Origin of the sequence: Chitinophaga jiangningensis, from assembly GCF_900142605.1 — a bacterium.
Classification (GTDB): Bacteria; Bacteroidota; Bacteroidia; order Chitinophagales; family Chitinophagaceae; genus Chitinophaga; species Chitinophaga jiangningensis.
The window spans coordinates 408,696-434,024 of record NZ_FRBL01000005.1 but is presented as its reverse complement, the minus strand read 5'-3'; the positions used below and the strand labels follow the sequence as shown (position 1 = coordinate 434,024).

The window sequence follows — 25,329 nt, the reverse complement described above, 5'->3', positions numbered from 1 at the left end:
GTTTTATCAGCTATAAATCTGCCATAATCCCACGAGGCATCCTACCACGGCCATGAATATGCCGGCAGTAGCGAGTTGCATATCCTGAATGTTTTTTCGGCCGGCGTAGAGGGAGGCGAATCCCAGCACAATAGCAGCGGCGCCCAGTACCACCGCGTTGGCGGGTGTTTTGGTAATGAAAGCGAAAGCGGCAGACATCACACCGATGATGAGCGAACTGATACAGGCAGTTTTTGTCAGCGTTGTTGAGTGTTGCATATATGTTGTTTTAAAGATTGCTATTGTTTGTCCCAGGGCGCTTTCAGCAGTGATCCTATCTGTTGATATTTATTGTCTTCATACTCATCCAGTCCGTATTGAATGGCCGTGGTATCCGGTACGGTTTTGAACGTACCAAACAAGCGGTCCCATATTGAAAATATGTTGCTGTAATTAGAGTCCGTTTCCGGTTGGTAATGGCTATGGTGTACCTTATGCATATCCGGGGAGACGATAATCCAGCTAAGGCCATTATCCAGCCATTGGGGAAGGTGTATATTGGCGTGATTAAACTGCGACATCAGTACCGAGAGGGACTGGTAAAACATGACCATCCAGAACGGTACGCCTGCGATGAGTATGGCAATCAGGAGTGCGCCTATCCGGAAGAGGTTTTCTACCGGGTGATGGCGGAGTGCCGAGGTGGCGTCTATTTCTTTATCGATATGATGAATTTTATGGAAGTGCCACATCCATGCTGTTTTATGCTGCACGAGGTGCACCAGGTAGGCGCCTATAAGGTCGAGCAGCAGCAGGGCGAGGATGGTATGCAACCATAATGGCAGGTTAAACACATATAGGAGCCCGAATTTTGCCTTTGTAGTCCAGAGGCTTGTAGTTACAATGGCAAAGGCAAATGCGATGTTTAAAATGGCTGTAGTAAGGGTAAAGAAGAGATTGGTACCTGCATGGCGGTATTTATTTCCCCGGAAGGAGAAGCGCGGTATAATTCCTTCCAGCATCCACAGGAGCAGCAGGCCACCGAGCATGATAGCAATGCGCCAGGGAGTAGGAGTATGTTCAAAAAAGCTAACCATATAGGTATCAATGAATATTAGTGGACTAAACTGGCCAACAACAAAACCTTCTCTGCATGGGATATGGGAAAAATTGTGGGATAATAACGGATGGAACCCTCCTTAATCGTAAGTGCAACGTATATACGCCATCGTTATCCAGGGCTGATGATTACAAACGTGGTAATGATTCTTAATCACTGCTTTACTGTCCTGTTTTCCTGTGGAAAAATTACGATTATTTGGGGAGTTAAAAAAGTCTTGGATGAGGCTGTGGATAAACAAAAAAGCAACCTCTTTGGGAGAGATTGCTTTATGTATTATCATAATGCTTCAAGCAAAAAACTTTTAGCAAAATATTAATGAGTGTATGCGTATTAGTTATTCAGCATGAGAGGCATTACCAGCATGAGGAGGTCTTCATTTTCTTCTTTTTCGGAAGGTTTGAGGATACCTGCTTTGGTGGCGGTGGCCAGTTCGATGCTGATTTCATCGCCTTCAGCGGCGCCGAGCATTTCGATGAGGAATTTGGCGTTGAAAGCGATCTGCATATCATCACCGGAGTACTGGCAGTTCATACGTTCGTTGCCTTCGAAGGAGAAGTCAACGTCCTGTGCGGAGAGCTGTAATTCGCTGCCGGTGATATTGAGCGCTACCTGGTTGGTGGATTTGTTGGCGAACACCCCTACGCGTTTGAGGGCGTTTTGGAAGTCGCTTTTCACCAGGGTGAGGCGGTATGGATTGTCTTTCGGAATTACCACTTTATAGTCAGGGAATCTGGCGTCGATGAGGCGGCAGATCATCTGGGCGCCTTCGTGCTGAACGAAGAAGTGGTTTTGGCTGTAGGAAACTTTGATTTCAGAGTCGTTATCGGGCAGCAGGGATTTGAGCAGGTTCAGCGGCTTTTTAGGGACGATGAAGGTGTCGGCCTGCGGGCATTTAACGTCTGTTCTTACGTATTTCACGAGGCGGTGCGCATCGGTAGCTACGAAAGTGAGGCTGTTAGGGGCCAGTTCAAAGAAAACGCCTGTCATAGCCGGACGAAGGTCGTCGTTGCTGACAGCGAACAGGGTTTTGTTGATAGCGGTTACCAGGCCGGTGGCGGACATGGTGAAGGAAGTGGTGTCGTCCGCAGCTGGTTCTTTCGGGAAGTTCTCCGGATTTTCGCCCATTACCTTGTACTTACCGTTGTCAGACGTGATTTCCACAGCGTAGGAGTTCAGATCGATGTGAAAGGTCAGCGGCTGGTCAGGCAGGTTCTTCAGGGAGTCCATCAGAATTTTGGCCGGGATACAAACTCTTCCGGTTTCTTTCGCTTCCACCTCCAGCTTCACCCGCATAACAGTTTCCAGGTCTGTGGCAACTACAGTCAGTTCGTTTTTATCAATCAGGAACAGGAAGTCCTCCAGTATCGGTAATACCGTATTGGAATTGATAACACCGCTGATCTGTTGTAATTGTTTTAGTAAAGTAGAGGAAGAAACAATAAATTTCATGATCTAAAAAGTTTGCTTGTCATTCGTTGGTTATGTAAACACCTTCCTGAAACATTCATGCGGGTTCACATGATACCTGAATTAAAGGTGTAAAAGTACTGTAAACAAAGATAGAAAGTTTTATAAATCAGCCTAATTTCGTCACATCTTATACCCATTAATCCTCCCTTTTTTCACACTTTTCCAGATCGCTGCACACATTATCGGATAGTGTAATATTGGATGTTTTGTTCAAAAAACCTGTCATAATTAGATATCACAACGATTTTTTGGCTGTTTGTTAAAGAATATGAAAAGAATCATTTGTTTCTTTTAAATTATATGCAAATGGGTTAGTTTTGCCGCGCGAAAAAAAATTCCAAAACCAACAAAAATAGCAGGTTATGAAACTGTCTCATTTAGCCGAAACACTGATAGGTTCCGAAATCATCAAACTGGCAGCTGAAATCAAGGAGAAGCAGGCCAAGGGCGAGAAGATTTACAACTTTACCATCGGCGACTTTGATCCAAAGGTTTTTCCCATCCCGGTTGAGTTTGAACAGGAAATCATAACTGCCTATAAGGAACACCTGACTAACTACCCTCCGGCGGATGGTATCCTGGAGCTGAGAACGGCAGTAGGTGAATTTATCGGACAACGTGAGGGACTGCAATATGATCCTGCAAAGGAAATCGTGATTTCCTGCGGTGGCCGTCCCATCATTTATGCGACCTTCAGAACAATAGTTGACCGTGGTGAGAAAGTGATTTACGCCACTCCATCCTGGAACAACAACCACTATACGCACTTCCTCGAAGCTGAGCACGTGGTGTTGCAAACTACTCCGGAAAACTTCTTTATGCCTACTGCAGCGGAACTGAAGCCGCTCCTGAAAGGTGCTACCCTCCTGGCGCTCTGCTCCCCGCAGAACCCTACCGGTACCGCCTTTGGTAAGCAACAACTGGAAGAAATCTGTGACCTGGTACTGGCCGAAAACAAAAGCAGAGGTGCTGACGAAAAGCCACTCTACGTGATGTTTGACCAGATGTACTGGGTGCTGACCTTCGGTGATACTCACCATCATAACCCGGTTTCCCTCCGTCCGGAAATGAAAGATTACACCATCTTCATCGACGGTATGAGTAAAGCCTTTGCTGCTACCGGCGTACGTGTTGGTTGGGCGTTAGGACCTGCTCACGTGATCGGTAAAATGAAATCCATCCTCTCCCACGTTGGTGCATGGAGCCCAATGGCTGAACAGAAAGCTGCTGCCCGTTACCTCGTTCAAAAAGAGAATGTGGATAAATACCTGGCACACTTTAAAGGTGAAATCGAAGAGCGCCTCGTAAATATCTATAATGGCTTTGATAAACTGAAGAAAGCAGGTTATCAGGTAGATGCCATCGCTCCGCAGGCAGCAATTTACCTGACCATCAAATTTGACCTGGTAGGTAAAACTACTGCAGATGGTTCCGTGCTGGCAGATCAGGCAGCCGTTACTTCTTACATCCTCAACGAGGCTAAACTGGCCCTGGTGCCATTCTCTGCTTTCGGTGCGGATAAAAACTCTCCATGGTACCGCCTCAGCGTTGGTACCTGCGTGAAAGAAGAAATTCCGGCGATGTTTGAAAAACTCGAAGCTGCGCTGGCGAAACTGAAATAAGTACATTATTATAATCCTTTTCCATTTAGGGGGTGTAGGGCGTTGGCTCTATGCCCCCTTTCTTTTTTACTGGTGTTTTGTAGGTTAGGTTAGGGAATGACACCTTCGGTGTCATTCCGGTGAGATGGGGCGCTTCGCGCCCCATGCCCCAGCTGTTTTGCACAGATGCCTGCCGCAAGTAGCAACGGGTTTGCCGGCCGGGTGCCGGCAAACCCGCCAAATCAGAGGGCCGAAGGCCCTTCGATTTGGCAAAAAAGGAAACCTGATAAACCCTTCCGGTTTTTGACTTCCTGACTTTTACGTTCAAAAAGTTAAATCCTTGTTAAACAGAATTTCCCCTTTTCTTATTAGAAAAATCTGTCTAATTTTGACCTTGAAACTAAAAAAGTCAAAAAGTTAATGCAAGCAGAGAACAAGGATGACATGCGGGACAAGATCCTCGAGGCGGCTTTGAAGCGCTTTACCATATTCGGCGCCGGTAAAACCACCATGAACGAGATCGCCGACGACCTTCGCTGTTCTAAAGCATCCCTCTATTATTATTTTCCTGATAAAAACGGGATGCACCAGGCCGTACTGGAAAGAATTGGCGAAACCTACTTCCAGGAAATGGAAAAAGAAGCCAGAACCGCCAAATCCGCCAGCAAAGCATTATACCAACTGATAGAAATACGCAGAAACTTCGTGATGAAATTCTGTCGTCTCGAATTATTTAAACTGCTTAATGATAGCAACAGCCGCGTACAGGAACAAATGATCGCCGCAAAAAAACGCGACATCGAACTCCACGCGGAAATCATTAAATACGGCGTATCCACCGGCGAATTCAAAGTCAAAAACCCATATAAAACTGCCGAAATTCTCGTGCAGGCGATGATGGGACTTCGATTCACCGTACCGGATATGGTTACGCCCAACAATGACCTCGATGATACGCTCTTTGAGGCTATTATCGAACAACAAAGACTATTACTCGACATCTTTATAAAAGGCATAAAAGCATAAACGGAAACCATGGTAGTGAGAGAAAGGATAATGGACGCCGCCAGGAAAATGTTCAGATCTTATGGCGTCAAAGGTGTAACCATGTTTGATATAGCCCGCGACTGCGGCATATCCAAAAAAACACTGTACGAGCATTTTGAAGACAAACAATCCCTGATCAGTGAATCCATGCGCGAACTGCTGGACGATCATATCAGGTTCAATGCCACCAACCAAACGGATTCCGCCAATGCCATCGAGGAACATATGCATCAGATGCAGTTCATACGTTCCAAAGCCAGGACATTAAATCCTGTTATGCTTTACGAAATAGAAAAATATCATCCGGATACCTGGAAGGAAGTAGTGAGTTTTAAGACCGATAGTATCCTGTACAGCATAAAAGAAAATCTCAGACGTGGTATCACCGAAGGTCTGTACCGTAAAAACCTGGATATTGACATCGTGGCCCGCATGCGCCAGCTACAGCTGGAAGCGGCTTTCGACCCAACCCACTATCCGGCAGACCAATACGAAATTCACAACGTAATGGATGAAGTAACCACCCATTATATCATGGGTATCTCTTCTCCGCAAGGCCAGCAGGTAGCATACCAATATCTGCATATAAAAGAAGAAGTATAAAAACACTACAAGGCTAATCTAAACAGTATGAAGCGATTTAAGTTGTCGCTTATCCTCCTGGTGGGGATAGGTGTATCTCATTGCTATGCCCAGGCTCCACTCACGCTACAGGAAGCATTGAAATTTGCCATCAATAACAACCAGGGCCTCGCCAGAACCAAAATGGAAGAGGAAATGGGTAAGTTTAAAACCGAGGAAGTACGCGCACAGGCCCTCCCGCAAATAAACGGTAATGCCAACTACACTGATAACTTACAACTGGCTAAATCTATCCTGCCCGGCGACGTTATCGGGCAGCCAGGCAAAAACCTGGCAGTGGCTTTTGGTGTGAAATACAGCACCAGCGCCGGCGCAGAACTCAACCAGCAATTATACAACCAAAGCGTTTTTACCGGCCTCAAAGCCGCTAAGGCCGGAGAGGAATACTATAAACTGCAAACACAGCAGTCCACCGAAGACCTGATCTACAACGTATCTCAGCTCTACTACCAACTGCTCATCACCCAGGAAAATATCAAAAGCCTGGATTCCAACGTGCAGAAATTATCAGCACTCGTAACTGTTACCAAATCACAGTTCGATAACGGTCTCGCGAAAAAAATTGACCTGGACAGAATTAAGGTAAACCTTACCAACTACCAGACACAACGCATTCAGCTGATCAACCAATACGCCATGCAAACCAATAACCTCAAAAGAGTAATGGGCATGCCGCTGGAATCAGCCTTCGTTATACCTTCCGCTTCCCTGAAAGATATCGAAGCCCATGCTGCACAAGTGCTGCAATATGAAGATATCAGCCTGGAAGACAGAACAGAAATGAAAGTGCTCAAGAAGCAGGAAGAACTGCAACTCTTCCAGAAAAAAGCTTATCAGGCAGAAAATTATCCAAGCCTCGCCCTCTTCGGCAGATACGCCTACAACGGTATGAGTAACCACTGGCTATACGAAAAAGGCGATGCCAACAGTACGCTTTGGTATGGTACCTCCGCTATTGGCCTCACATTGCGTGTACCCATCTTCGATGGCTTTGGCCGCCGCTCCAAAGTGAGCCAGGCAAACGTTGCCATCCGTCAGCTGCAATATACCATGGACGAAACCAAACTCGCCCTCAATATTCAGTACGAAAACTCAAAGCTGACCATGCGTACCAACATCACCGCCATTCAAACACAGAAAGAGAATATGGAACTGGCCAACGAGGTATACTATTCTACACAGAATAACTACAGCCTCGGCCTGGCAGGCCTTACCGACCTGCTCAACGCAGAAACTTCCCTGACGGATGCCCAGAACAGCTATAATGCGGCTCTCCTGCAGTATAAACTGGCCGAACTGGATATGATCAAAAGTAAAGGGAACCTGAAATCTCTTCTAAACTAAACGTATAAACGAATTACCTGCTGAAAAGCAAGAAATAAAACAATCAAACAATTTGCAGATGAAAAAAATAATTATCTGGGGACTGGTTACTGTAGGAGCTGTGGTACTGATAATGTGGAAACTTAACGCCAATAAAAAAGCGAACGAAGCCAAAATTGAATTCGTAAAACAAAGCAACATAGGTGATATCCCTGTACTGGTACAGAAAGTATCCCGCAACGATTTTGCGGATGGCTTCCTGGCCAACGGTAACTTCACCCCTATTCGTGAACTCTCTTACCTGGCCGAAACTTCCGGCCGTATTACCAAACTGCTGGTAGATGAAGGCAGCGTGGTGAAACAAGGCCAGGCAATCGCTTACCTCGACGGGGAGATCATCAGCACGGACCTGGAATCTGCAAAAGCGAATCTGCAACAGTTAAAAGTAGATAAAGACCGCTACGAAGCCGCATTTAAAACCGGTGGTGTTACCCAGAAACAGGTAGACGACGCACGCCTGCAGTACGACCTGGCTAAAACCCGCTTCGATGCTGCCAGTCGCCGCGTAAGAGATACTTATGTAAAAGCTCCGATATCCGGTGTTATCAATAAAAAATATATTGAACAAGGCGCCTACCTCTCACCGGGCAACAAAATGTTTGATATCGTAGACGTAACCCGTCTGAAACTGGCTGTTTCCGTGCCTGAAACACAGGTAGTGGGACTCAAAAAAGGCCAGAAAGTAGAAGTAACTTCTTCTGTATTCCCGGAAACAAAATATAATGCTGTCATCACTTTCATCGCAGCTAAAGGTGATAACTCCCTTAACTACCCGGTAGAAATGGAAGTAACGAATGTATCCGGCAAAGAGCTGAAAGCGGGTATGTATGGCACTGCGCATTTTACATCTCCCGAAACAGATCAAACCATTTTCATTGCACGCACAGCCTTTATTGGTGGTGTAAACAGCAACGAAGTATATGTAATGGAAAACAACGTTGCTAAAAAACGCAAAGTTGTTGCCGGCCGCATCATCGGTGATCAGGTAGAAATCCGTGAAGGTCTCCGCAACGGCGAAACCGTTATCACCAGCGGCCAGATCAACCTGACCGAAGGTGCGAAAGTAGCCGTACAGCAGGCTGCCAAATAAGACATGCGTAACAGGTGACTGATCAAACTCTTGGAACATGAAGATTACTGAAGTATCGATAAAACGGCCTACCATAGTGGTGGTGGTATTTACCATCCTCACCCTGCTGGGTATTATGAGCTATAAAGCGCTGAACTATGAGCTCCTGCCTAAGTTCAGCTCCCCGATCGTAACCATCGCCACGGTGTACCCGGGGGCCTCCCCTAATGAGGTGGAAAGTACGATCACCAAAAAAATTGAAGATGCGGTGGCATCCATGGAAAAAGTAAAGAAGATTATTTCTAAATCTTCTGAAAGCCTTTCCGTTATTACCGTTGAGCTGAATAACGATGCCAACGTGGATATCGCCCTGCAGGACGCTCAACGTAAGGTAAACGCCATCCTGGCCGATCTGCCAGGTGATGCAAAACCACCTTCGCTGAATAAATTTTCTATCGACGACCTGCCGATCATGACGCTGTCTGCCACTGCCAACATGGACGACAAAGCATTCTACGATCTGATGGACAAGAAGATACAACCTATCCTCTCCCGCCTGCCAGGTGTAGCCCAGGTATCCCTCATCGGCGGTCAGGAACGTGAAATTCAGGTGAACGTTGATCCGAAAAAATTACAGGCATTCGGTATGTCCATCATGGAACTGCGCCAGCTGATTACCAATGCCAACATGGACTTCCCTACAGGTAAAGTAAAAACCGCTGACCAGCAGATACTTATCCGCCTGGCCGGTAAATATAAAAACGTAGACCAGCTGCGTAACCTCGTGGTAAAAACTACCGATGATGGTACACAGGTGCGCCTGCTCGATGTGGCAGATGTACAGGATTCACAGAAAGATGCAGAACGTATTGCCCGTGTGGACGGTATTAACGCTATTGCCCTCCAGGTACAGAAACAAACCGATGCCAACGCGGTGACTGTATCTGAAGAAATGAAAAAGGCGATCGATAAAATCCAGCATGAATATGCAGCCAACAAACTGCAAATTCTGGTGGCAAACGATTCCTCTGAATTTACACTGGAATCAGCCAACTCCGTAATTCATGACCTTATCCTGGCAGTAGTACTCGTAGCAATTGTAATGCTGTTGTTCCTCCACAGTATCCGAAGTGCGCTGTTCGTAATGATTTCTATTCCGGCCTCCCTGGTGGCAACTTTCATCGGTATGAAGCTGATGGGTTTCTCCCTCAACCTGATGTCCCTGCTGGGTCTGTCGCTGGTGGTAGGTATCCTCGTGGATGATGCGATCGTAGTACTGGAGAACATCTACAGGCACATGGAGATGGGTAAAAACCGCGTTCGTGCCGCGTTTGACGGGGTGAAAGAAATCGGATTCACCGTAACTTCCATTACACTCGTAATCGTGGTGGTGTTCCTGCCTATTTCCTTAACAAATGAGCTGGTATCTAAAATCCTCCGTGAGTTCTGTGTGGTGGTAATGATCTCCACGATGCTGTCGCTGCTGTCATCGTTCATGATTGTACCGCTGCTCTCCTCCCGTTACGGTAAGCTGGAACATATTACCGGTAAGAATGTATTCGAGAAATTCATTCTCTGGTTCGAAAAACAATTAGGCAAATTCACCGCCTGGATGACGGGCCTGCTCCGCTGGTCACTGAATCATAAACGTTATGCGTTAGGTTTCTCCATCGTGCTGCTGGTGTTGTCTTTCATGCTGGTAGGTAAAGGTTACATTGGTGGGGAGTTTATCCCTAAGGGTGACCGCGGGCAGTTTATCGTGATGCTGGAAATGCCAAAAGATGCGTCTGTTCAGCAGTCTAACCTGAACACACGTACGGCGGAAGCATACCTGAATAAGAAAAAGGAAATCACCCGGTTGATTACCACAGTGGGTCAGACTTCTGAAGATGGTTTCGGAACCTCTCAGTCCACCGCGTACAAAGCAGAGATCACCGTAATGATGGTACCTGCAGAACTGCGGACTGACGGCTCTGACATCTACGCCGCTAAAATTAAAAAAGAACTGAAAGCATTACTGCCGGGTGTGAAAGTAAAAACTACGGATGTGAGCATCCTCGGTACTGCGGAGCGTGCACCGGTGGAGCTGGTGGTAATGGGCTCTGAACTGGATAGCGTAATGGCCTTTGCGAAAAAAGCAATGGATACGCTGAAAACCGTTCCAGGTGCGAGTGAGGTGAAGCTGTCGGTAGAAGAAGGTAACCCTGAAATTAACGTGCAGGTAGACCGTGATAAAATGGCTGCACTGGGCCTTACCCTCGATAACGTGGGGGGTACCATGCAAACGGCCTTCAGTGGTACAGCAGATGATTCCAAAGTGAAATTCCGTCAGGGAGATTACGAATATGATATCAATATCCGATTCGATGATTTCAACAGGAAGAACCTGGAGGATGTTGCTAACATCCAGTTCAGAAATAATAAAGGACAACTCATAAAATTGTCGCAATTTGCAGCCGTAACCGAAGGTTCCGGTCCCAGCCATCTCGAACGACGTGATAAAAACACCTCTGTTTCTGTACAATCGCAAGTGATGGGTCGCCCTTCGGGTACTGTTACACAGGATTTCCAGGCTAAGCTGGAAAAAATGCAACGGCCAGCAGGTGTTAGCTACCTGTTTGGTGGTGACGCGGAAAACCAGGGCGATTCCAACAGCACCTTAGGTGTGGCACTGTTGATCTCCATTGTGATGGTATACCTGATCATGGTGGCACTGTACGACAACTATATTTATCCATTCGTAGTATTATTCTCCATTCCGCTGGCGGTGATCGGTGCATTGCTGGCATTGGCGCTGACCAACAATACGCTCAACATCTTTACCATCCTTGGTATGATCATGCTGATCGGTCTGGTGGCGAAGAATGCGATCATATTGGTGGACTTTACCAACCAGATGAAAGAACAGGGCCAGAGCACTTTTGATGCGCTGATTCATGCAAACAACGCACGTCTCCGTCCGATCCTGATGACTACCATTGCGATGGTGATCGGTATGTTGCCGATTGCGTTGGCTACCGGTGGTGTGGCTTCAATCAACAATGGTCTGGCATGGGTAATCATCGGTGGTTTGATCAGTTCCATGTTCCTGACGCTGATTGTGGTGCCGGTGATCTATATGATTGTGGATAAGATAATGGCGAAATTCGGTATAGGCAAGCTGTCCAAGAAACGCTACATCCGTCAGCGGATGGTGGCTTCTTACGAGGAAGTGCCTTTAAGCGAAGCACATATGAACTAAAATGCAGGCTGGTTGATTATACCAGTATGCTCGATAATATTTAAGTCTTGTTACTAACAGTGTAACAGTTGTAGGTTTAGGTAATAGCCGGAATAATCTTATTCCGGCTTATTTTTTTATACCCGTTTCCAATTCAGGGCCGAAGGCTCAAAATTGGAAACGGGTCTTTCCGTCGCCGAAGGCGACGGAAAGACCCGTTCAAAAGTAGATTGATATCTTTGCTAGCTAATTAATTTATAATTCTTGTACTCCCCTATTCTCCAGCCGGTGATTTTTTCAATCTCGTGTAGCACACGATGCCTTGGTTTAAATCTGCCGCGGGAAGGATCGTATTTAAACTCCCAGTTTTGTTGGGCGATCACTTCATTCATGACCGCAGGATGTGTGCCTTCAAATGGTGCGAGGATATCGATTACTCCATGGAAATCGAATGCTTCTGCTTCTTCTGTAAAATCAGTGGAGGCGGCACTTTGTGAATAGTAACTACCAAATTTCTTCTGTTTGCCATTCAGCAGATATGGATTACGGCAGTAGGAATAGTGGTAGATACGGGCATCCAGCTTTTTTACTTTCAGCTTGGTACCATTTTTCTTTTCGTCTTCCAGGTAGGCTGCTTCGGAGTCATAGAGGCGGAAGCCTTGCGAATCACGGTAGCTGAACACTCTGGGATCGTTTCGCGTAATGCGGATTTCCTTACTGTGCCATTTGCGGGTAGGCCCGATATGATTGTAGTCTCCAATGAAGTGATAGAATGGAAACAGGAAGCCATCCACTTTTTTATCGTGGAGATGATCCTGCATGGCTTGTCTGATTTCTGCAAGGTCATTTTCATGGAACACTTCATCAGACTGGATGTGGAAGGCCCAGTCCGCATCGGGTGCAATTGCTTTGAGGCCGATGTTAGCCTGTTGTGCAAAAATTTTTCCTCCCTTGGTCATAGCAGGGTCCCACTCTGTATCGATGATACGGATTTTAGGTGAGCCGATTGCTTCAATTGCTTCGCGGGTACCGTCATTACTTTTGCCGACCACGGCAATGAATTCGTCTACTACAGGCAGAATTGAGGTGATAGATTGAATCACCGGGTAACCATACGTAAAACTATTACGCATGTACGAAAAGCCACTAACTTTCATAGGAAGATAGTTTTAAAATATTTAGTCGCATGTTGATAACTACAGTTTGTGCATTGGCATATCGCCCTATATAGCGGGCTGTGACAGTTGTATTCTTTCAAAAATAGCTAAAAAAGCAGGAATAAGCTAGTAGATATGTTTATGAAGGCAGGCCGCTCCGTGGGAAGCAGCCTGCCTTGTACTTTTGGGGATAACTGAAGGTATTGTTAAAGTTTCGCGTTCTGCCTCACTTCGTCAAAGGTGATGTTGGTGGTAAGCTGGCCATTTTCGAATACGGTGATCAGCTGATCTTCGAGTGCTGGATTTTCATCCTGACGCATGGTCACAAATTGTCCGTTATCCAGAACCAATTTGAGTTTGCCGGCTTTGGATTTTTTGAAAGAAGTGCGCAGGTGGCCTTGTGCATCCAGCTCTACCGGGCTTTTCTGCACGTCTATATGCTGGCCGTTTACCTGTGCGTAGGAGCATTTCAGTGCAAATTCCTGTGTATCCCGGTTTACGCGTTGCAGCAGTGCGCCGCCCATTCCCAGCACCAGGTTTTCGGCGCTGATGCCGGCATTGTCCAGTGCTGCAAAAATGCCGGGGATGGAGCTGTAGCTGATACCATCGCCCTGGATCACGCGTACCTGTGGCGGCAATACTTTATATCCTTTTTCATTCACGGTGTAACCGAATTTGTTCATCAGGATGTCTAAAACGCGCAACAGTGTTTGCACCGGGTCGCCGCTGTCGGGGCGGATAACGAGGGTACCTTTCCGGGCAAGGATCTGGTCTCTCAGTTCAGTTCCCCAGTATTGTTCACAAGCCCGGAAGATGTTGTAAGAGTCTGATACGCAGGCGATAGTTCCGGTTGGGAAGCTGTTGAGTACATGTTTGAAAATTTCCAGTTCACCTTCTTCGCCGAGCAGGGTACAAATGCTATGTTCAGTAGCAGGGATGGAAAGGCCGGGGGCGGTTTTTGCCTGGTAGTATCTCTTAGCGTAGGTAGATCCGGCGATGGTATCACTTCCGGAGAAGCTTACCAGGTGGGCGCTGCCACCGATGCCGGCGCTTTCTACAGAGCTGGCGCCGCGGAATCCGAAGTCGTTCAGTACGAAGTCGATACCTGCGAAAGCTGCTGCAGTAGCAGTTTTCTCGTAATATTGTTTCACTACTTTCTTAATCTCTCTGGATACAGATGCCACGGTACAGGGGTACCATACCTGCATCAGTAATGTTTCCAGAAAGTTGGTGAGCCAGTAGCACTCCGGGTCAGTGTTTTCGATGGTCATGAGTACGTTTCTAACGGGAACGACTGTGCCCTCTTTCACCGCCCTGATGCGTACAGGCAGTTTACCTCCGTGTTGATGGATGATGTATTCAAAACGGCTGCGGTCAAAAATATCGTTGCGACCAAACACTTCCAGTAGCTCTTTGCTGGCTTCATCCAGCTTTTCTTTGGTGATTACCACCCCTTCCAGGTATTCTTTGAGGAAGTATTGCAGCCCGTAGAAAACGGTTTCGTCGAATTTGCCGCCTCTGCTTTCCAGGTAGGAGTAGATGTATTCAGTACCGGGAATGTAAAATTTATGGTGGGAGTATTTATAGGCGTCTGCGAGGAGGATAAGATTTTCTTTTGTCATGGCCCGATGTGTTTAAGCTTGGATAAAGTATTTATTGAACAGTTGCTGCAGTAATGGTATATGCGTGTCCGTTATAATGCCATCTGCTGTCAGCTGTGGGATATCTTTTACGGTGATCCATCTGAGTGCTTCCAGGTCGTCTCCTGCGGTGGGTTCGCCGTCAACAAGGGTGGTTGCAAACAGGGTGGTAATAATTTTATTGGTTTCGCTGCGGTAGCGCCAGTCGTTAACCCGCAGGGAGGTAACGTATTCCATGGTGCTTACTTCAAAGTCGCCGCACTCTTCCTGTAATTCCCGCCTGGCGGCAGTTTCGAAAGATTCATCCGTTGGGTCAGAAAATCCGCCAGGGAGGCGCCATTCGCTTTCATTCGGCTTTTTACCGAGCAGGAGCTCCTGGTGGTTATTGCGGAATACGGCGATGTCTACCGTCGCATAAACAGCAGGGAAAAGACTGTAGGTATTGTAGATGATGCCGGCTCTGAATTCTTCCGTATCAAACACCTTATCAGAAATTTCTTCCCGCAGGGCGGTGGCGTTGTAGTCCTTCACCGGGGCGAGGGCTACCGTTTTATATTTACCGCTGTAGGTGCTGATAAAGCTATCGCGACTACCATACAACAGGAATGATTCATGTGGGAAATTGGTGCGGAGCAGTTCATCGAGCTTGTTGGACCATACCTTATCGGATTTCTGGTCGCTGATGGGGAGGACGATTATTTCCGGGAACAGCTGTTTGATCATCCGTTCGCGGGTGTAATAGTCCAGCGGATTTTTGCGGCTGCCTTTTACGGGGCTTACGCCTAATACAATCAGTACACGGTTGTGGTGCTCCTTTACCTGTCTGATTATTTCCAGGTGGCCTTCATGAAGGGAAGGCGTTTGAAACCTGGCGATAATAACTCCTGTGGGCTTTGTTACTTGCATCTTCGAGCTATTTTGTGTAATTGTTACACAAATATAAGAAGGTATTTGAATCTACCAAAATAATTTTTGTAAAAAATACACAAAATAGACTTCGGGTTAAATTTCGAAGGCCATTCCGTCTTTTTTCAGCTGGAAGTATTTTTCTTCATTGAAGCTGAAAAGCTTTGCCGGGCGGCCCTGCGACACTTGTTTTTGCTTCTCGTTATGTGCGATCAGGATGCCCAGGTGATTTATCTTCTTCTGGAAGTTGCGGCGATCGATAGGCCTGTCCAGCAGTGTTTCGTACAGCTTTTCCAGGTCTGCGATAGGAAATTTCTTATCCAGCAGCTCGAAACCGATGGGCTCATACCGGATTTTGTTTCGGAGTCGCCCTACGGCCAGGTTAATAATCGTAGCATGGTCGAAGGCGAGGTCCGGCAGGTCCTTGATATTGAACCAGGAGGCGTCCTCGGCGTCGGAGCTGGCGGCCAGCTTAAAGTTGGTTGGATTTACCAGTCCGAAATAGGCGATTGACACCACGCGGCCGCGGGGATCGCGGTTGGGCATGCCGAAAGTATATAATTGTTCGAGGTAATTGATATTCACACCTGCTTCGGTGAGGAGCTCTCTGGTAACAGCGTGTTCGAGGGATTCCTCGTCGCGCACGAAGCCCCCGGGCAGCGCCCAGCTGTGCAGGAAAGGTTCAATGGTACGTTTGATCAGCAGTACCACGATACCTTCTTTTGGAATGTATCCGAATACAACTGCGTCTACGGTAAGTTTTATTTGCTGTCTGATGGCCAATGTTAACCGGATTATTTATTAAGGTAATGATCTAATTGAGCAGTTCCTTTGTGGAGATTTATAAACAGCGGGTTTTTAGCCGGATCGAAAACGATGATGGTATTCATTTCCCAGATATCCTGCGGTGCAGGCAGTTCGATCATCACTTCCTGGTTGTTGGTTCTTACAAACAGGAGGCTGTCTTTTCCGGCCATATGAGGTTTGAATCCCTGTTGCTGCAGGTATTCGGTGATTTGTTGTTTCAGGGCCATTACGGAGTCGGTCAACGGACCCGGGGCTGGCTTATGTTCGCGGTAAATGTAGCTTTTTTCAGTGATCACGTCATACCGGGATCTGTCTGTAGTGCCTTCCCGCTGAGGGTTACAAGCAAAGAGCAGTCCGGCTGCCAGGGCCAAAAACGATAATATCTTTCCCATATCTTCCAATGTTAATGTTCGTAGCAATCATAATTCCGCTGGCGGTATATTTTACCGTCGCGGAACTCAATTATAGTGCAAATAAACGCTTTCATGGTCTGACCGCGGCGAAATTTTCCAGCGTCCACACCAATTTCTCCTCTCCATTCGGCCTCCACCACCAGTGTATTCCCGTTCTCAAAGGCCTTTAGCACGCTGTAGTGCTGGGTTTTAAGAATGAGCCGGGTAGTGGCCATACTTTCAAGGATGATGTCGAAATTCCTTTGTTTGATATCACTCGACATCTGGTTGGGGTATTCTGTCTGAATGATATTTGGATGAAAGATGCTGGCAAATTCAGCCGCGTCCACTGAAAAATTCTCCAGCAGCTGAAAGTACCGGTATACTACCGCCAGTTTTTCGTCCATTCAGGAATTTGATTACGAATTACAAATTACGCAATACTGTCCACCTATGGTATAGTCGGACAGAAACGAATTGCGAATTTATAAAATTCGTTAGTATATCAGCATCAGCTTTGATTATTTGATGGCCGCGGTGGTAGGTTCCGGGGTAGCGGTAAAGGCCAGTTTTTCGATAGTATCGGTTTTTTCAATCAGCTCAAACACCACTTTCATCACGGTGAGGGTGCCTTCATAATTGATTTTATCGGCGCTGTCTTCCGGCTGATGGTAATCTTCCATGCCGGTAAAGAAGAACAGCACGGGTATTTGTTTCCGGTAAAAGGAGGTGTGGTCTGAGTTACCAACGCCACTGGCTTCGTACACCACTTTGGTTTCCTTGTTGGTGTTTTCCAGCAATTTGGTCCAGGAAGGGCTGGTGCCCATGCCGGCAATCTGAAGGCCATGGGTGGTATTGAGCCGGCCTATCATGTCCAGGTTGAGCATATAATTGGCCTGACTAAGATCGATCGGGCTATTGGCAGTCAGGTATTTAGAGCCACTGAGGGACTGCTCATTACCGGAGAAGGCTACAAACAGAAAGTTTGTGTTCTTTAATTTAGATGCTTTTATCTGTCGCGCCAGCTCCAGCAGTGCTGCAATGCCGCTGGCATTATCATTGGCGCCATGGTACAGCACTTTTCCTTTGGTGAGGCCATTGTTATCCTCGCCGTAGCCTAGATGGTCGTAATGTGCCCCGATGATCACGGTGCGTGCGGCTTTATTATCTACATAACCAATTACGTTGGTGCCGGTTCTTTTAACCGGTTTGAGGGCTACATTAAGTTGAATAAGGAAGCTGTTGGCATTTTCGTCGTCCAGTATTTTGCTGATCTCTTTGCTCACCCATACTGCGGGGATGGAGGCTGCTGTTTCATTGGTTTCGAGCCAGCTGTTTATTTCGGGGAGAGATTCAGTGCCGTTGAAGAAAATAACGCCCGTAGCGCCAGCCTTTGCGGCTTCAGCGGTTTCGCGCTTGTACAGCTCTCTGCGCGACGTGAACTTAGTTGAGTCCAGCTCGGCCACATTGATCAGCCAGATGTTATCCGGTTCGTTTGCCTGTGGCAGCACCTCTCCTTTTGCCGCTTTGGTGGCCGTAAACGGCAGTGGGATGTATTGGGTGCCTGCGGTGAGTGGCCGGTGATTGAGTTCAAAGCTGCAGTTGGCCGCGGGTTCGCGACCTTCTTTTACAGAAAAGGTTTGCAGAAAGCCATCCGTTCCTTTGGGAACGAGGCCTATCTGCTGCATCTGGCTCTGGATGTATTCCGCAGCCAGTTTTTCGCCGGGAGCGCCGGTGAGGCGGCCTTCCAGCTTGTCGCTGCTGAGATAGCTGATGTGCTGTTGCAGGTTTGTCAGGGTTTTTCGGTCGCTCTTTTTCTGTGCGCTTACTAACACGGTAGTCACTACCAATGGTAAAAGCCAGGTGATCTTTTTCACAGCAAACTGGTTTTGGGTGTGAAGGCAAAATTACGAATTACCTCTGTGCAATAAAGAAATTCGTGCCAGTTCTTTTTTTACTATCCATTGTATATTAGCTATTTATAATATAATCCTTCGGTCTGCTAATCGTCATTCGTAGAATGGGGTTTGCTGTTGGTATAGGTCAAAATGCTATTTTTGCCGCGTTTTAAAAAATAAGTATGAAAAACACGCCTTTTACAGAAAAACACATTGCGCTGGGTGCGAAAATGGCTCCATTCGCAGGTTACAACATGCCAATATCCTATACAGGTATCAACGACGAACATCAGGCCGTACGCACCAATGCAGGAGTTTTTGATGTGAGCCACATGGGCGAGTTTATTCTGAAAGGGGAAAATGCGCTGGACCTGATTCAGCGGGTAACCTCCAACGATGCCTCCAAACTCACTGCCGGTAAAGCGCAGTACAGCTGCCTGCCAAACGATGAGGGTGGTATCGTAGATGATTTGCTGGTTTATTGCATTGAGCCAAACAACGTGTATATGTTGGTGGTGAATGCCAGCAACATTGAAAAAGACTGGAACAGAATCAGTCAGTTCAACACGAAGAATGTGGAAATGCACAATATTTCCGATAAAACCTGTCTCCTCGCCATCCAGGGCCCTAATGCCACCAGCATGCTGCAGCCGCTGACCGAGATCGACCTGGTAAACCTGAAATATTACACTTTCGCGAAAGGCGAATTTGCGGGCGTTCCTAATGTGCTGATCAGCGCTACCGGCTACACTGGAGCCGGCGGTATTGAAATATATTTTGAAGATGCGGATGGTGCTGCCGACAAAATCTGGGATGCACTGTTTTCTCTGGGTAAAGGTCTGAAACCAATCGGCCTGGGTGCACGTGATACCCTCCGCCTGGAAATGGGCTTCTGCCTCTATGGTAACGATATCGACGACCGCACTTCCCCTATGGAAGCAGGTTTGGGCTGGATTACCAAATTCACCAAGGATTTTCCTTCCCGCGCTATTTTCGAAGCACAGAAAGCAAATGGCGTAGCACAGAAACTGGTAGGTTTTGAAATGGTGGACAAGGGTATCCCCCGCCATGATTACGAAATTAAGGATGCTACCGGCAACGTGATTGGCCGTGTAACTTCCGGTACCCAGTCGCCAAGCCTGCAAAAAGCCATCGGCCTCGGATACGTTCAAACTTCATCTGCAGCGCTGGATTCTGAAATCTTTATAGCTGTACGTGACAAGCTGCTGAAAGCAAAAGTGGTAAAAGTTCCTTTCCTGGGATAAGCATAAAATTGTTGTACCGGCGAATTCAAATATGAATAGCCGGTTAATATTATTAATTTCGGTGCCTGGAATTTCCGGGTACCGGAATTTTTGTAATTACACCATATCTATGCCCACTATTCATCTGACGACCGTCATCCACGCACCGCGGGAGCGGGTCTTTGACCTTAGCCGTAGTATAGGGCTCCATAAAAAGAGTATGGAGCGCACCAAGGAAGAGCCGATTAAAGGTAAAACCAGCGGACTGATTTCCCTGGGGGAATGGGTGACCTGGCAGGCCAAACACCTGGGGAAGCTCAGGCAGTTGACCACCAAAATCACTGCCATGGATAAGAATGTTCACTTCACCGACGAAATGGAGGAGGGAGATTTTACATTTATGAAGCATGATCACTACTATAAAGAGATCGGCAACGGTACCGTCATGATTGACCTGATGGAGTTCGGCACGCCTTACGGCTGGCTGGGCAGAATGGTGGAGCGCTTTTACCTGGTAAACTATATGACGAAGCTGTTATGCCTTCGCAACGATACTATTAAGGAATATGCGGAATCTGACAAGTGGCGGGTGATCCTTGATTAATGCAAAATGCAACTGAATGACAGAAAGTAACAAACCGAGTCTGGAAGTATGTTTATCTCCGGCTCTGCTGCATCTGTATGATGTAAAAAACAGCATCGTAGTTATTATTGATGTACTGCGGGCAACTTCAACGATCTGTACGGCCCTGTACAATGGGGCGGCACGGGTGATCCCGGTGGCCACCGTGGAAGAATGTGTGAATATTGGTCGCGCTATTGACGGCATCACCGCCGGAGAGCGCGATGGTAAAGTGGCGGAAGGCCTGGTACACGGCAACTCCCCTTTCGAATATCCCCGCGAATTTATTGAAGGAAAAACACTGGTGCTCACCACCACCAACGGTACTAAACTACTGCACATGGCTAAAGATGCCATTCAGATCGTTACCGGCTCTTTCCCTAATATCAGCGCTGTTTGCGATTACCTGGTATCCCAGGGGCAAAATGTTATCCTCGGCTGCGCCGCCTGGAAAGACAGGGTAAACCTCGAAGATACCCTCTTTGCCGGGGCTGTGGTAAGCAGGATCAAATCCCATTTTGAAGTGAACTGCGATTCTGCACTTGCTGCCGAAACTATGTACGAAGCAGCGCAGGGCGATGTTTTTACTTTTATGAAACAGGCATCGCATTATAAGCGCCTTGCTAAATACGGCCTGGAAAAAGATATTCAGTATTGCCTCACGCCGGACGGTGCGAATGTGCTGCCGCTTTTCAAAAATGGAGAGCTGGTGGCGGAAGAGGTTTCTGTTAAATAATTGTTTGAAGGGGTGCCAGCGGCACCCTTTTTATTTTGTTATAGCAGGCATTTGACCGCTCTTTCCTTATGTGGGTCCGGTCCACAGTGTGTGAGTACCATTGCAATGACACCTTCGGTGTCATTGGGGGCCGCCGCCGGGCGGTATGCTCCTACGGTGTCGAGGCAGACTGCATAACTTTACCCAGCGTTACCAACAAGAGAAACCCGTCGGTAGCCGCCCGCATAGCATGGCGTCACCAGCCCAGGTCATCACATGAGGCATAGCCTTACACAGCCTTGGCAATAAGAGAAAACCGGCGGTAACCTCCCGCGCGCAGCGCGGAACCACACCAGCAAAACCGAAGGTTTTGCATCTCACAAAACTAAAAATCAATACTTTTTCTTCATTTTTTACACCTGAAAATCAACCTTTTTAAAATTCATTTTTTTACTTATTTTTAAAGAAAAGATGTGTCTTCGGCCGTAGGCTTGAATCTTTTTCATTGGAGATTTTTTGCTTACTTTTGTGGATTGCCTTTTTACCAGCTGCCGAAAGCTTTTTTTTCTTATTTTAACCCTTTGGCTGGTAAATCAAAACCAAGGCAACAACAGATAGTATGTCGCTACCCCATTTGCTAAAATATGTTTACAATAACGGCACTGATGAAGTGATCCGCAGGGGGAAGCGTATATTTTCGACCGGGGGTGTTGAGCTCATCGAGGCAGACCCCGTGCTTAAATCAGCAACCTTCCGCGTGAAGAGCGACACTCATGCCAACTACTATCGCGTATCCATCAACAAATACGGCGATAACTCAGGAATGTCCATCCGATGCCAATGTCCTTATAACCTGGGAGACATCTGCCGCCACGAGGCCGCAGCATTATTCCAGCTACAGGAAATGCTGGATAAGAACCAGTTTGAAAGCTTCGACTCACAGTTTGATCAGCAACATACCCTGATCAAAATGAAATCCATCGACATCAAAACAATTAAGCTCCTGACCTCAGGTAGCATATTTGCCACCGCGGAAAAACTGGCCAAAGAAAAACCGGCTAAAGTTACCTACGCGAAAGATGAGAAGGTAGAAGCCACCCTTACGGTCGACAAACAGGAATTCCCACTGATCATTCAACGAAACGAAGAACGCTTTTTCGATACCCATTGCACCTGCGATGAAACAGAACATGCGCTCTGCGTACATAAAGCCACGCTGTTTCTGCAACTGTTGCAGAAACACGGGCCCTTTTATTTCGATACCCTCCGTAACTGGGATAAGGAAAAGAACAAACTCCTTTCCCTCTACGGTTACTCGCTGACAGATGACCTGGACGGAAAATTTGCCTTTTCCTATAATGAAGGAAAACCCTTTCTCCGCGTGCTGGACCCTAGCATCAAACGCGTAGACGGTTCGGCTATCGGCCGCCAGCCAGCGGCACCTGTCACCCCACCCGCGGACGAAACCATGACCGTTACGCAACGCCTCGCCGTTGTATTTAACGCAAATGAACCACTGTACCCCTACTTCAGGCTGGACCTGGTTAGTGGAGAGGTAAACGATGAACAAACGGAATTCGTATCTCTCGCCAGTAAACTGGACCTCACAAAATATGTGGACTTTTACCAGTTCAAGGAAAAAGACCGCGACCTGATTGCACCGGTACGTAAACTTCAGAATGCGGAAGTAAGCAAATTCCTCAGCAAAAATTCACCCTTTGCCGGTATCTGGGAAAATATCACGCACGAAAATGCAGAAGAACTCCCTACCGAAACCAAAGAGCTGATGCTGGAATACCTGCATCCCAAACTCGCCAAACTGTTTCCGCAGCTGGCCGAACAGGGACTCATCTTCCTGCTGCCCAACCGCCAGCCGTTTAAGACCAAAAGTCTGGTACCACTGCAACTGGGCGCAGAGCGACTCAAACTCATCATCAAAACTCATACAGGCAATACACATGTGGAAGTCGAATGCTTCGTGTCCATCGAAGGCGAAGAAGTAAACGTTTCCAAAAATGCCTGGGAAAGCCCCCTGCTATTCCTCCACCAGAACGTGGTGTATATGTTCGAAAATCCGCAGGACGCCCTTCACGTGGAACTCTTCCGCCAAAACGGCAAACTGCGTATATCCAACAAGGAATGGCCGGTATATCTCAAAGATTACCTGCTGCCACTCAGCAGACAATACGATATTCAGTTCGACAGCGGCCTGCTGGCCGAAGTAAAAGACCTGAAGCCGGAAAACAGGGTATACCTCAAAGAAATGGGTGAAACCTTCATTATCCAGCCAGGCTTTGCCTACCGCGGCCAGGAAGTAGAATGGAATGATGAAGCTAAAATCACCGTCCAGGAAGGGAATAAGGTCATCGTTATACAGCGTAATAAAGAGGCAGAAGAAGAGTTTGTAAACAAACTCCGGACCCTGCACACCAACTTCTCCCAGAACGAAAATCACAACTACTTCTACCTGCGTGCAAAAGAAGCACTGAAGAACAACTGGTTTTTCCTCTTCTTTGATGCACTGAAGGAAATGGATGTTCGTGTATTCGGCTTCGATAACCTGCGCAACTTCAAATTCAGCTCACATAAGCCGGTTACTAATCTGCAGATCAGCAGCGGCATCGACTGGTTCGACGCGCAGATCGAAGTATTGTACGGCGACCAGAAAGTGTCCATCAAGGACATCAAGTCAGCGCTGGCTAACAAACAAAATTATGTACAGCTGGCAGATGGTTCCCTCGGTTTGCTGCCTGAAGAGTGGCTTCGCAAATACTCCCTGCTGTTTAAAGTAGGTGAGGAAAAGGACAAAGGACTTAAGCTCAGCAAGTATAACTTCTCCGTAATAGATGAATTATATGAATTTATCGACGATGAAGCCGTAGTAATAGAACTGGAGCAAAAGCGCCGTAAGCTGCTACAGTTCGATGAAATCCGCAATATCGACCTGCCGTCTAACCTGCACGCGCAACTGCGCCCATACCAGGAAAGCGGTTTCCAGTGGCTCAATTACCTCGACGAAATCAAATGGGGCGGTATCCTGGCTGATGATATGGGTCTTGGTAAAACCATCCAGGCGCTCACCTTTATCCAGTACTACAAGAATAAACATGGTCAGTGTATGACCCTTGTGGTATGCCCTACCACGCTGATCTACAACTGGGAAAATGAGATACGTAAATTCACACCAGAAATAACACATCATATCCACCACGGACCTACCAGACTGAAAAGCAGTGAGGAACTGGCGAAATTTGATGTGATCATTACCACCTACGGTACCCTGCGCAGTGATGTGCAGCTACTGATGAAACTGGAGTTCGACTACGTGGTGCTGGATGAATCCCAGGCCATTAAAAATCCACAGTCGAAAGTAACCAAGGCAGCACAGCTGCTGCATACCAAAAACAGGCTGGCATTGAGCGGTACCCCGATGCAGAATAATACATTCGACATCTACGCACAGATGAACTTCCTGAACCCGGGTATGCTGGGTAGTGTGGACTTCTTCAGAAACGAGTTTGCCACACCTATCGACAAATTCCAGGACGAAGAAAGAAAAGAACACCTGCGTAAACTGATCTATCCGTTTATCCTGCGCCGGACCAAGGAGCAGGTGGCGAAGGAACTGCCGGAGAAAATCGAAACGGTTATCTTCTGCGAAATGGATGCGGAGCAGCGCCATATTTACGATGCATACCGCAACAGTTATCGCTCTAAAATCCTGGGTGTTATTGAGGACCAGGGTATGGAACGCAGCCAGCTGACCATCCTGCAGGGCCTGATGAAACTGCGTCAGATCTGCGACAGTCCGGCCATCCTCAACGATACCGAGCAATACCCGAACCACTCCGTGAAGCTTCATGAGCTCACCCGTGAAATTGCGGAAAACATCGGTAATCACAAGGTGCTGGTGTTCTCTCAATTCCTCGGTATGCTGGGCCTGATCCGTGAAAGACTGCAACACATGAAAATACCATTTGAGTATTTTGATGGTAGCACCTCCACCATGGATCGTGAAAAAGCTATCCAGAACTTCCAGAATAATGACGACTGCAGAGTGTTCCTCATTTCACTGAAAGCCGGTGGTGTGGGTTTGAACCTTACCGCAGCCGACTACGTATACATCGTGGACCCTTGGTGGAACCCGGCCGTAGAGCAACAGGCCATCGACCGTACTCACCGTATCGGTCAAACGAAAAATATCTTTGCTTATCGTATGATTTGTAAGGATACTGTAGAAGAGAAAATATTGCAGTTACAGGAGCGCAAAAAATCGCTTGTAAAAGAGATTATAGCTGACGATAACGGATTTGTGAAGAAACTGACGAAAGAGGATGTATTGTATCTGTTCAGTTAATTGAATACGTAATAAAGAAAAAGCTCGCCAGTTGCGGCGAGCTTTTTTTATCCAGAT

Annotated in this window: 20 protein-coding genes; 10 read left to right on the top strand and 10 right to left on the bottom strand. The window is 47.2% G+C overall.

The genetic code is table 11. The features are described 5' to 3' along the window. Positions 1-6: 6 nt before the first annotated feature. The 3 genes from BUB18_RS14645 to dnaN all read right to left on the bottom strand — a co-directional run bounded on the left by BUB18_RS14645 (position 7) and on the right by dnaN (position 2,551). Positions 7-258, bottom strand: coding sequence for a hypothetical protein (locus tag BUB18_RS14645; RefSeq protein WP_073082294.1), 252 nt, complete (start codon positions 256-258; stop codon positions 7-9). Positions 259-278: 20 nt separating this feature from the next. Further along, positions 279-1,076, bottom strand: coding sequence for a sterol desaturase family protein (locus tag BUB18_RS14640; protein ID WP_073082292.1), 798 nt, complete (start codon positions 1,074-1,076; stop codon positions 279-281). A 356-nt stretch (positions 1,077-1,432) separates the two neighbouring features. Continuing rightward, positions 1,433-2,551, bottom strand: coding sequence for a DNA polymerase III subunit beta (gene dnaN / locus BUB18_RS14630; protein WP_073082286.1), 1,119 nt, complete (start codon positions 2,549-2,551; stop codon positions 1,433-1,435). A 383-nt stretch (positions 2,552-2,934) separates the two neighbouring features. Here dnaN and BUB18_RS14625 point away from each other — a divergent pair, with 383 nt between their 5' ends. The 6 genes from BUB18_RS14625 to BUB18_RS14600 all read left to right on the top strand — a co-directional run bounded on the left by BUB18_RS14625 (position 2,935) and on the right by BUB18_RS14600 (position 11,555). Further along, positions 2,935-4,194: a pyridoxal phosphate-dependent aminotransferase gene (locus BUB18_RS14625; protein WP_073082283.1), complete on the top strand. Its 1,260-nt coding sequence runs from the start codon at positions 2,935-2,937 to the stop codon at positions 4,192-4,194. Between the two features lie 399 nt (positions 4,195-4,593). Next, complete coding sequence (locus BUB18_RS14620) at positions 4,594-5,199, top strand: TetR/AcrR family transcriptional regulator (RefSeq protein WP_073082280.1); 606 nt, start codon at positions 4,594-4,596, stop codon at positions 5,197-5,199. Between the two features lie 9 nt (positions 5,200-5,208). Further along, positions 5,209-5,823, top strand: coding sequence for a TetR/AcrR family transcriptional regulator (locus BUB18_RS14615; protein ID WP_073082277.1), 615 nt, complete (start codon positions 5,209-5,211; stop codon positions 5,821-5,823). Between the two features lie 27 nt (positions 5,824-5,850). Next, on the top strand, positions 5,851-7,206 hold the full coding sequence (locus BUB18_RS14610; protein WP_073082275.1) for a TolC family protein: 1,356 nt from the start codon (positions 5,851-5,853) through the stop codon (positions 7,204-7,206). 58 nt (positions 7,207-7,264) lie between these two features. Continuing rightward, positions 7,265-8,335, top strand: a complete 1,071-nt coding sequence (locus BUB18_RS14605; RefSeq protein WP_073082273.1) for an efflux RND transporter periplasmic adaptor subunit — start codon at positions 7,265-7,267, stop codon at positions 8,333-8,335. Between the two features lie 37 nt (positions 8,336-8,372). Further along, complete coding sequence (locus BUB18_RS14600) at positions 8,373-11,555, top strand: efflux RND transporter permease subunit (RefSeq protein ID WP_073082271.1); 3,183 nt, start codon at positions 8,373-8,375, stop codon at positions 11,553-11,555. A 221-nt stretch (positions 11,556-11,776) separates the two neighbouring features. Here BUB18_RS14600 and BUB18_RS14595 read toward each other — a convergent pair whose 3' ends face one another. From BUB18_RS14595 to BUB18_RS14565, 7 genes are all read right to left on the bottom strand, one after another. Further along, the gene (locus BUB18_RS14595; protein ID WP_073082269.1) at positions 11,777-12,691 is read right to left on the bottom strand and encodes a glycosyltransferase family protein; all 915 of its coding nucleotides are present in this window, start codon (positions 12,689-12,691) and stop codon (positions 11,777-11,779) included. 206 nt (positions 12,692-12,897) lie between these two features. Continuing rightward, positions 12,898-14,313: a nicotinate phosphoribosyltransferase gene (locus BUB18_RS14590; RefSeq protein WP_073082267.1), complete on the bottom strand. Its 1,416-nt coding sequence runs from the start codon at positions 14,311-14,313 to the stop codon at positions 12,898-12,900. Positions 14,314-14,325: 12 nt separating this feature from the next. Continuing rightward, positions 14,326-15,237: an NUDIX domain-containing protein gene (locus tag BUB18_RS14585; RefSeq protein WP_073082265.1), complete on the bottom strand. Its 912-nt coding sequence runs from the start codon at positions 15,235-15,237 to the stop codon at positions 14,326-14,328. A 96-nt stretch (positions 15,238-15,333) separates the two neighbouring features. Further along, positions 15,334-16,020, bottom strand: a complete 687-nt coding sequence (locus BUB18_RS14580) for an NUDIX hydrolase (RefSeq protein ID WP_073082263.1) — start codon at positions 16,018-16,020, stop codon at positions 15,334-15,336. Between the two features lie 11 nt (positions 16,021-16,031). Continuing rightward, a complete protein-coding gene (locus BUB18_RS14575; protein ID WP_073082261.1) occupies positions 16,032-16,436 on the bottom strand; it encodes a hypothetical protein in 405 nt (134 codons plus the stop codon). Between the two features lie 11 nt (positions 16,437-16,447). Next, positions 16,448-16,843, bottom strand: a complete 396-nt coding sequence (locus BUB18_RS14570) for a nuclear transport factor 2 family protein (protein WP_073082259.1) — start codon at positions 16,841-16,843, stop codon at positions 16,448-16,450. Between the two features lie 114 nt (positions 16,844-16,957). Then, positions 16,958-18,313: a M20/M25/M40 family metallo-hydrolase gene (locus BUB18_RS14565; protein ID WP_073082257.1), complete on the bottom strand. Its 1,356-nt coding sequence runs from the start codon at positions 18,311-18,313 to the stop codon at positions 16,958-16,960. 203 nt (positions 18,314-18,516) lie between these two features. On the opposite strand from BUB18_RS14565, the gene gcvT reads away from it, so the two are divergent. The 4 genes from gcvT (at position 18,517) to BUB18_RS14545 (ending at position 25,272) form a co-directional block, all read left to right on the top strand. Beyond that, entirely contained in the window at positions 18,517-19,599 is a 1,083-nt protein-coding gene (gene gcvT, locus BUB18_RS14560; protein ID WP_073082255.1) for a glycine cleavage system aminomethyltransferase GcvT, read from the top strand. Positions 19,600-19,708: 109 nt separating this feature from the next. After that, complete coding sequence (locus BUB18_RS14555) at positions 19,709-20,182, top strand: SRPBCC family protein (protein ID WP_073082252.1); 474 nt, start codon at positions 19,709-19,711, stop codon at positions 20,180-20,182. 16 nt (positions 20,183-20,198) lie between these two features. Next, positions 20,199-20,936 (top strand): 2-phosphosulfolactate phosphatase, encoded by a 738-nt coding sequence (locus BUB18_RS14550; protein WP_073082249.1) that lies wholly within the window; start codon positions 20,199-20,201, stop codon positions 20,934-20,936. 598 nt (positions 20,937-21,534) lie between these two features. Continuing rightward, positions 21,535-25,272: a DEAD/DEAH box helicase gene (locus BUB18_RS14545; RefSeq protein WP_073082247.1), complete on the top strand. Its 3,738-nt coding sequence runs from the start codon at positions 21,535-21,537 to the stop codon at positions 25,270-25,272. The last annotated feature ends 57 nt before the right edge of the window (positions 25,273-25,329 follow it).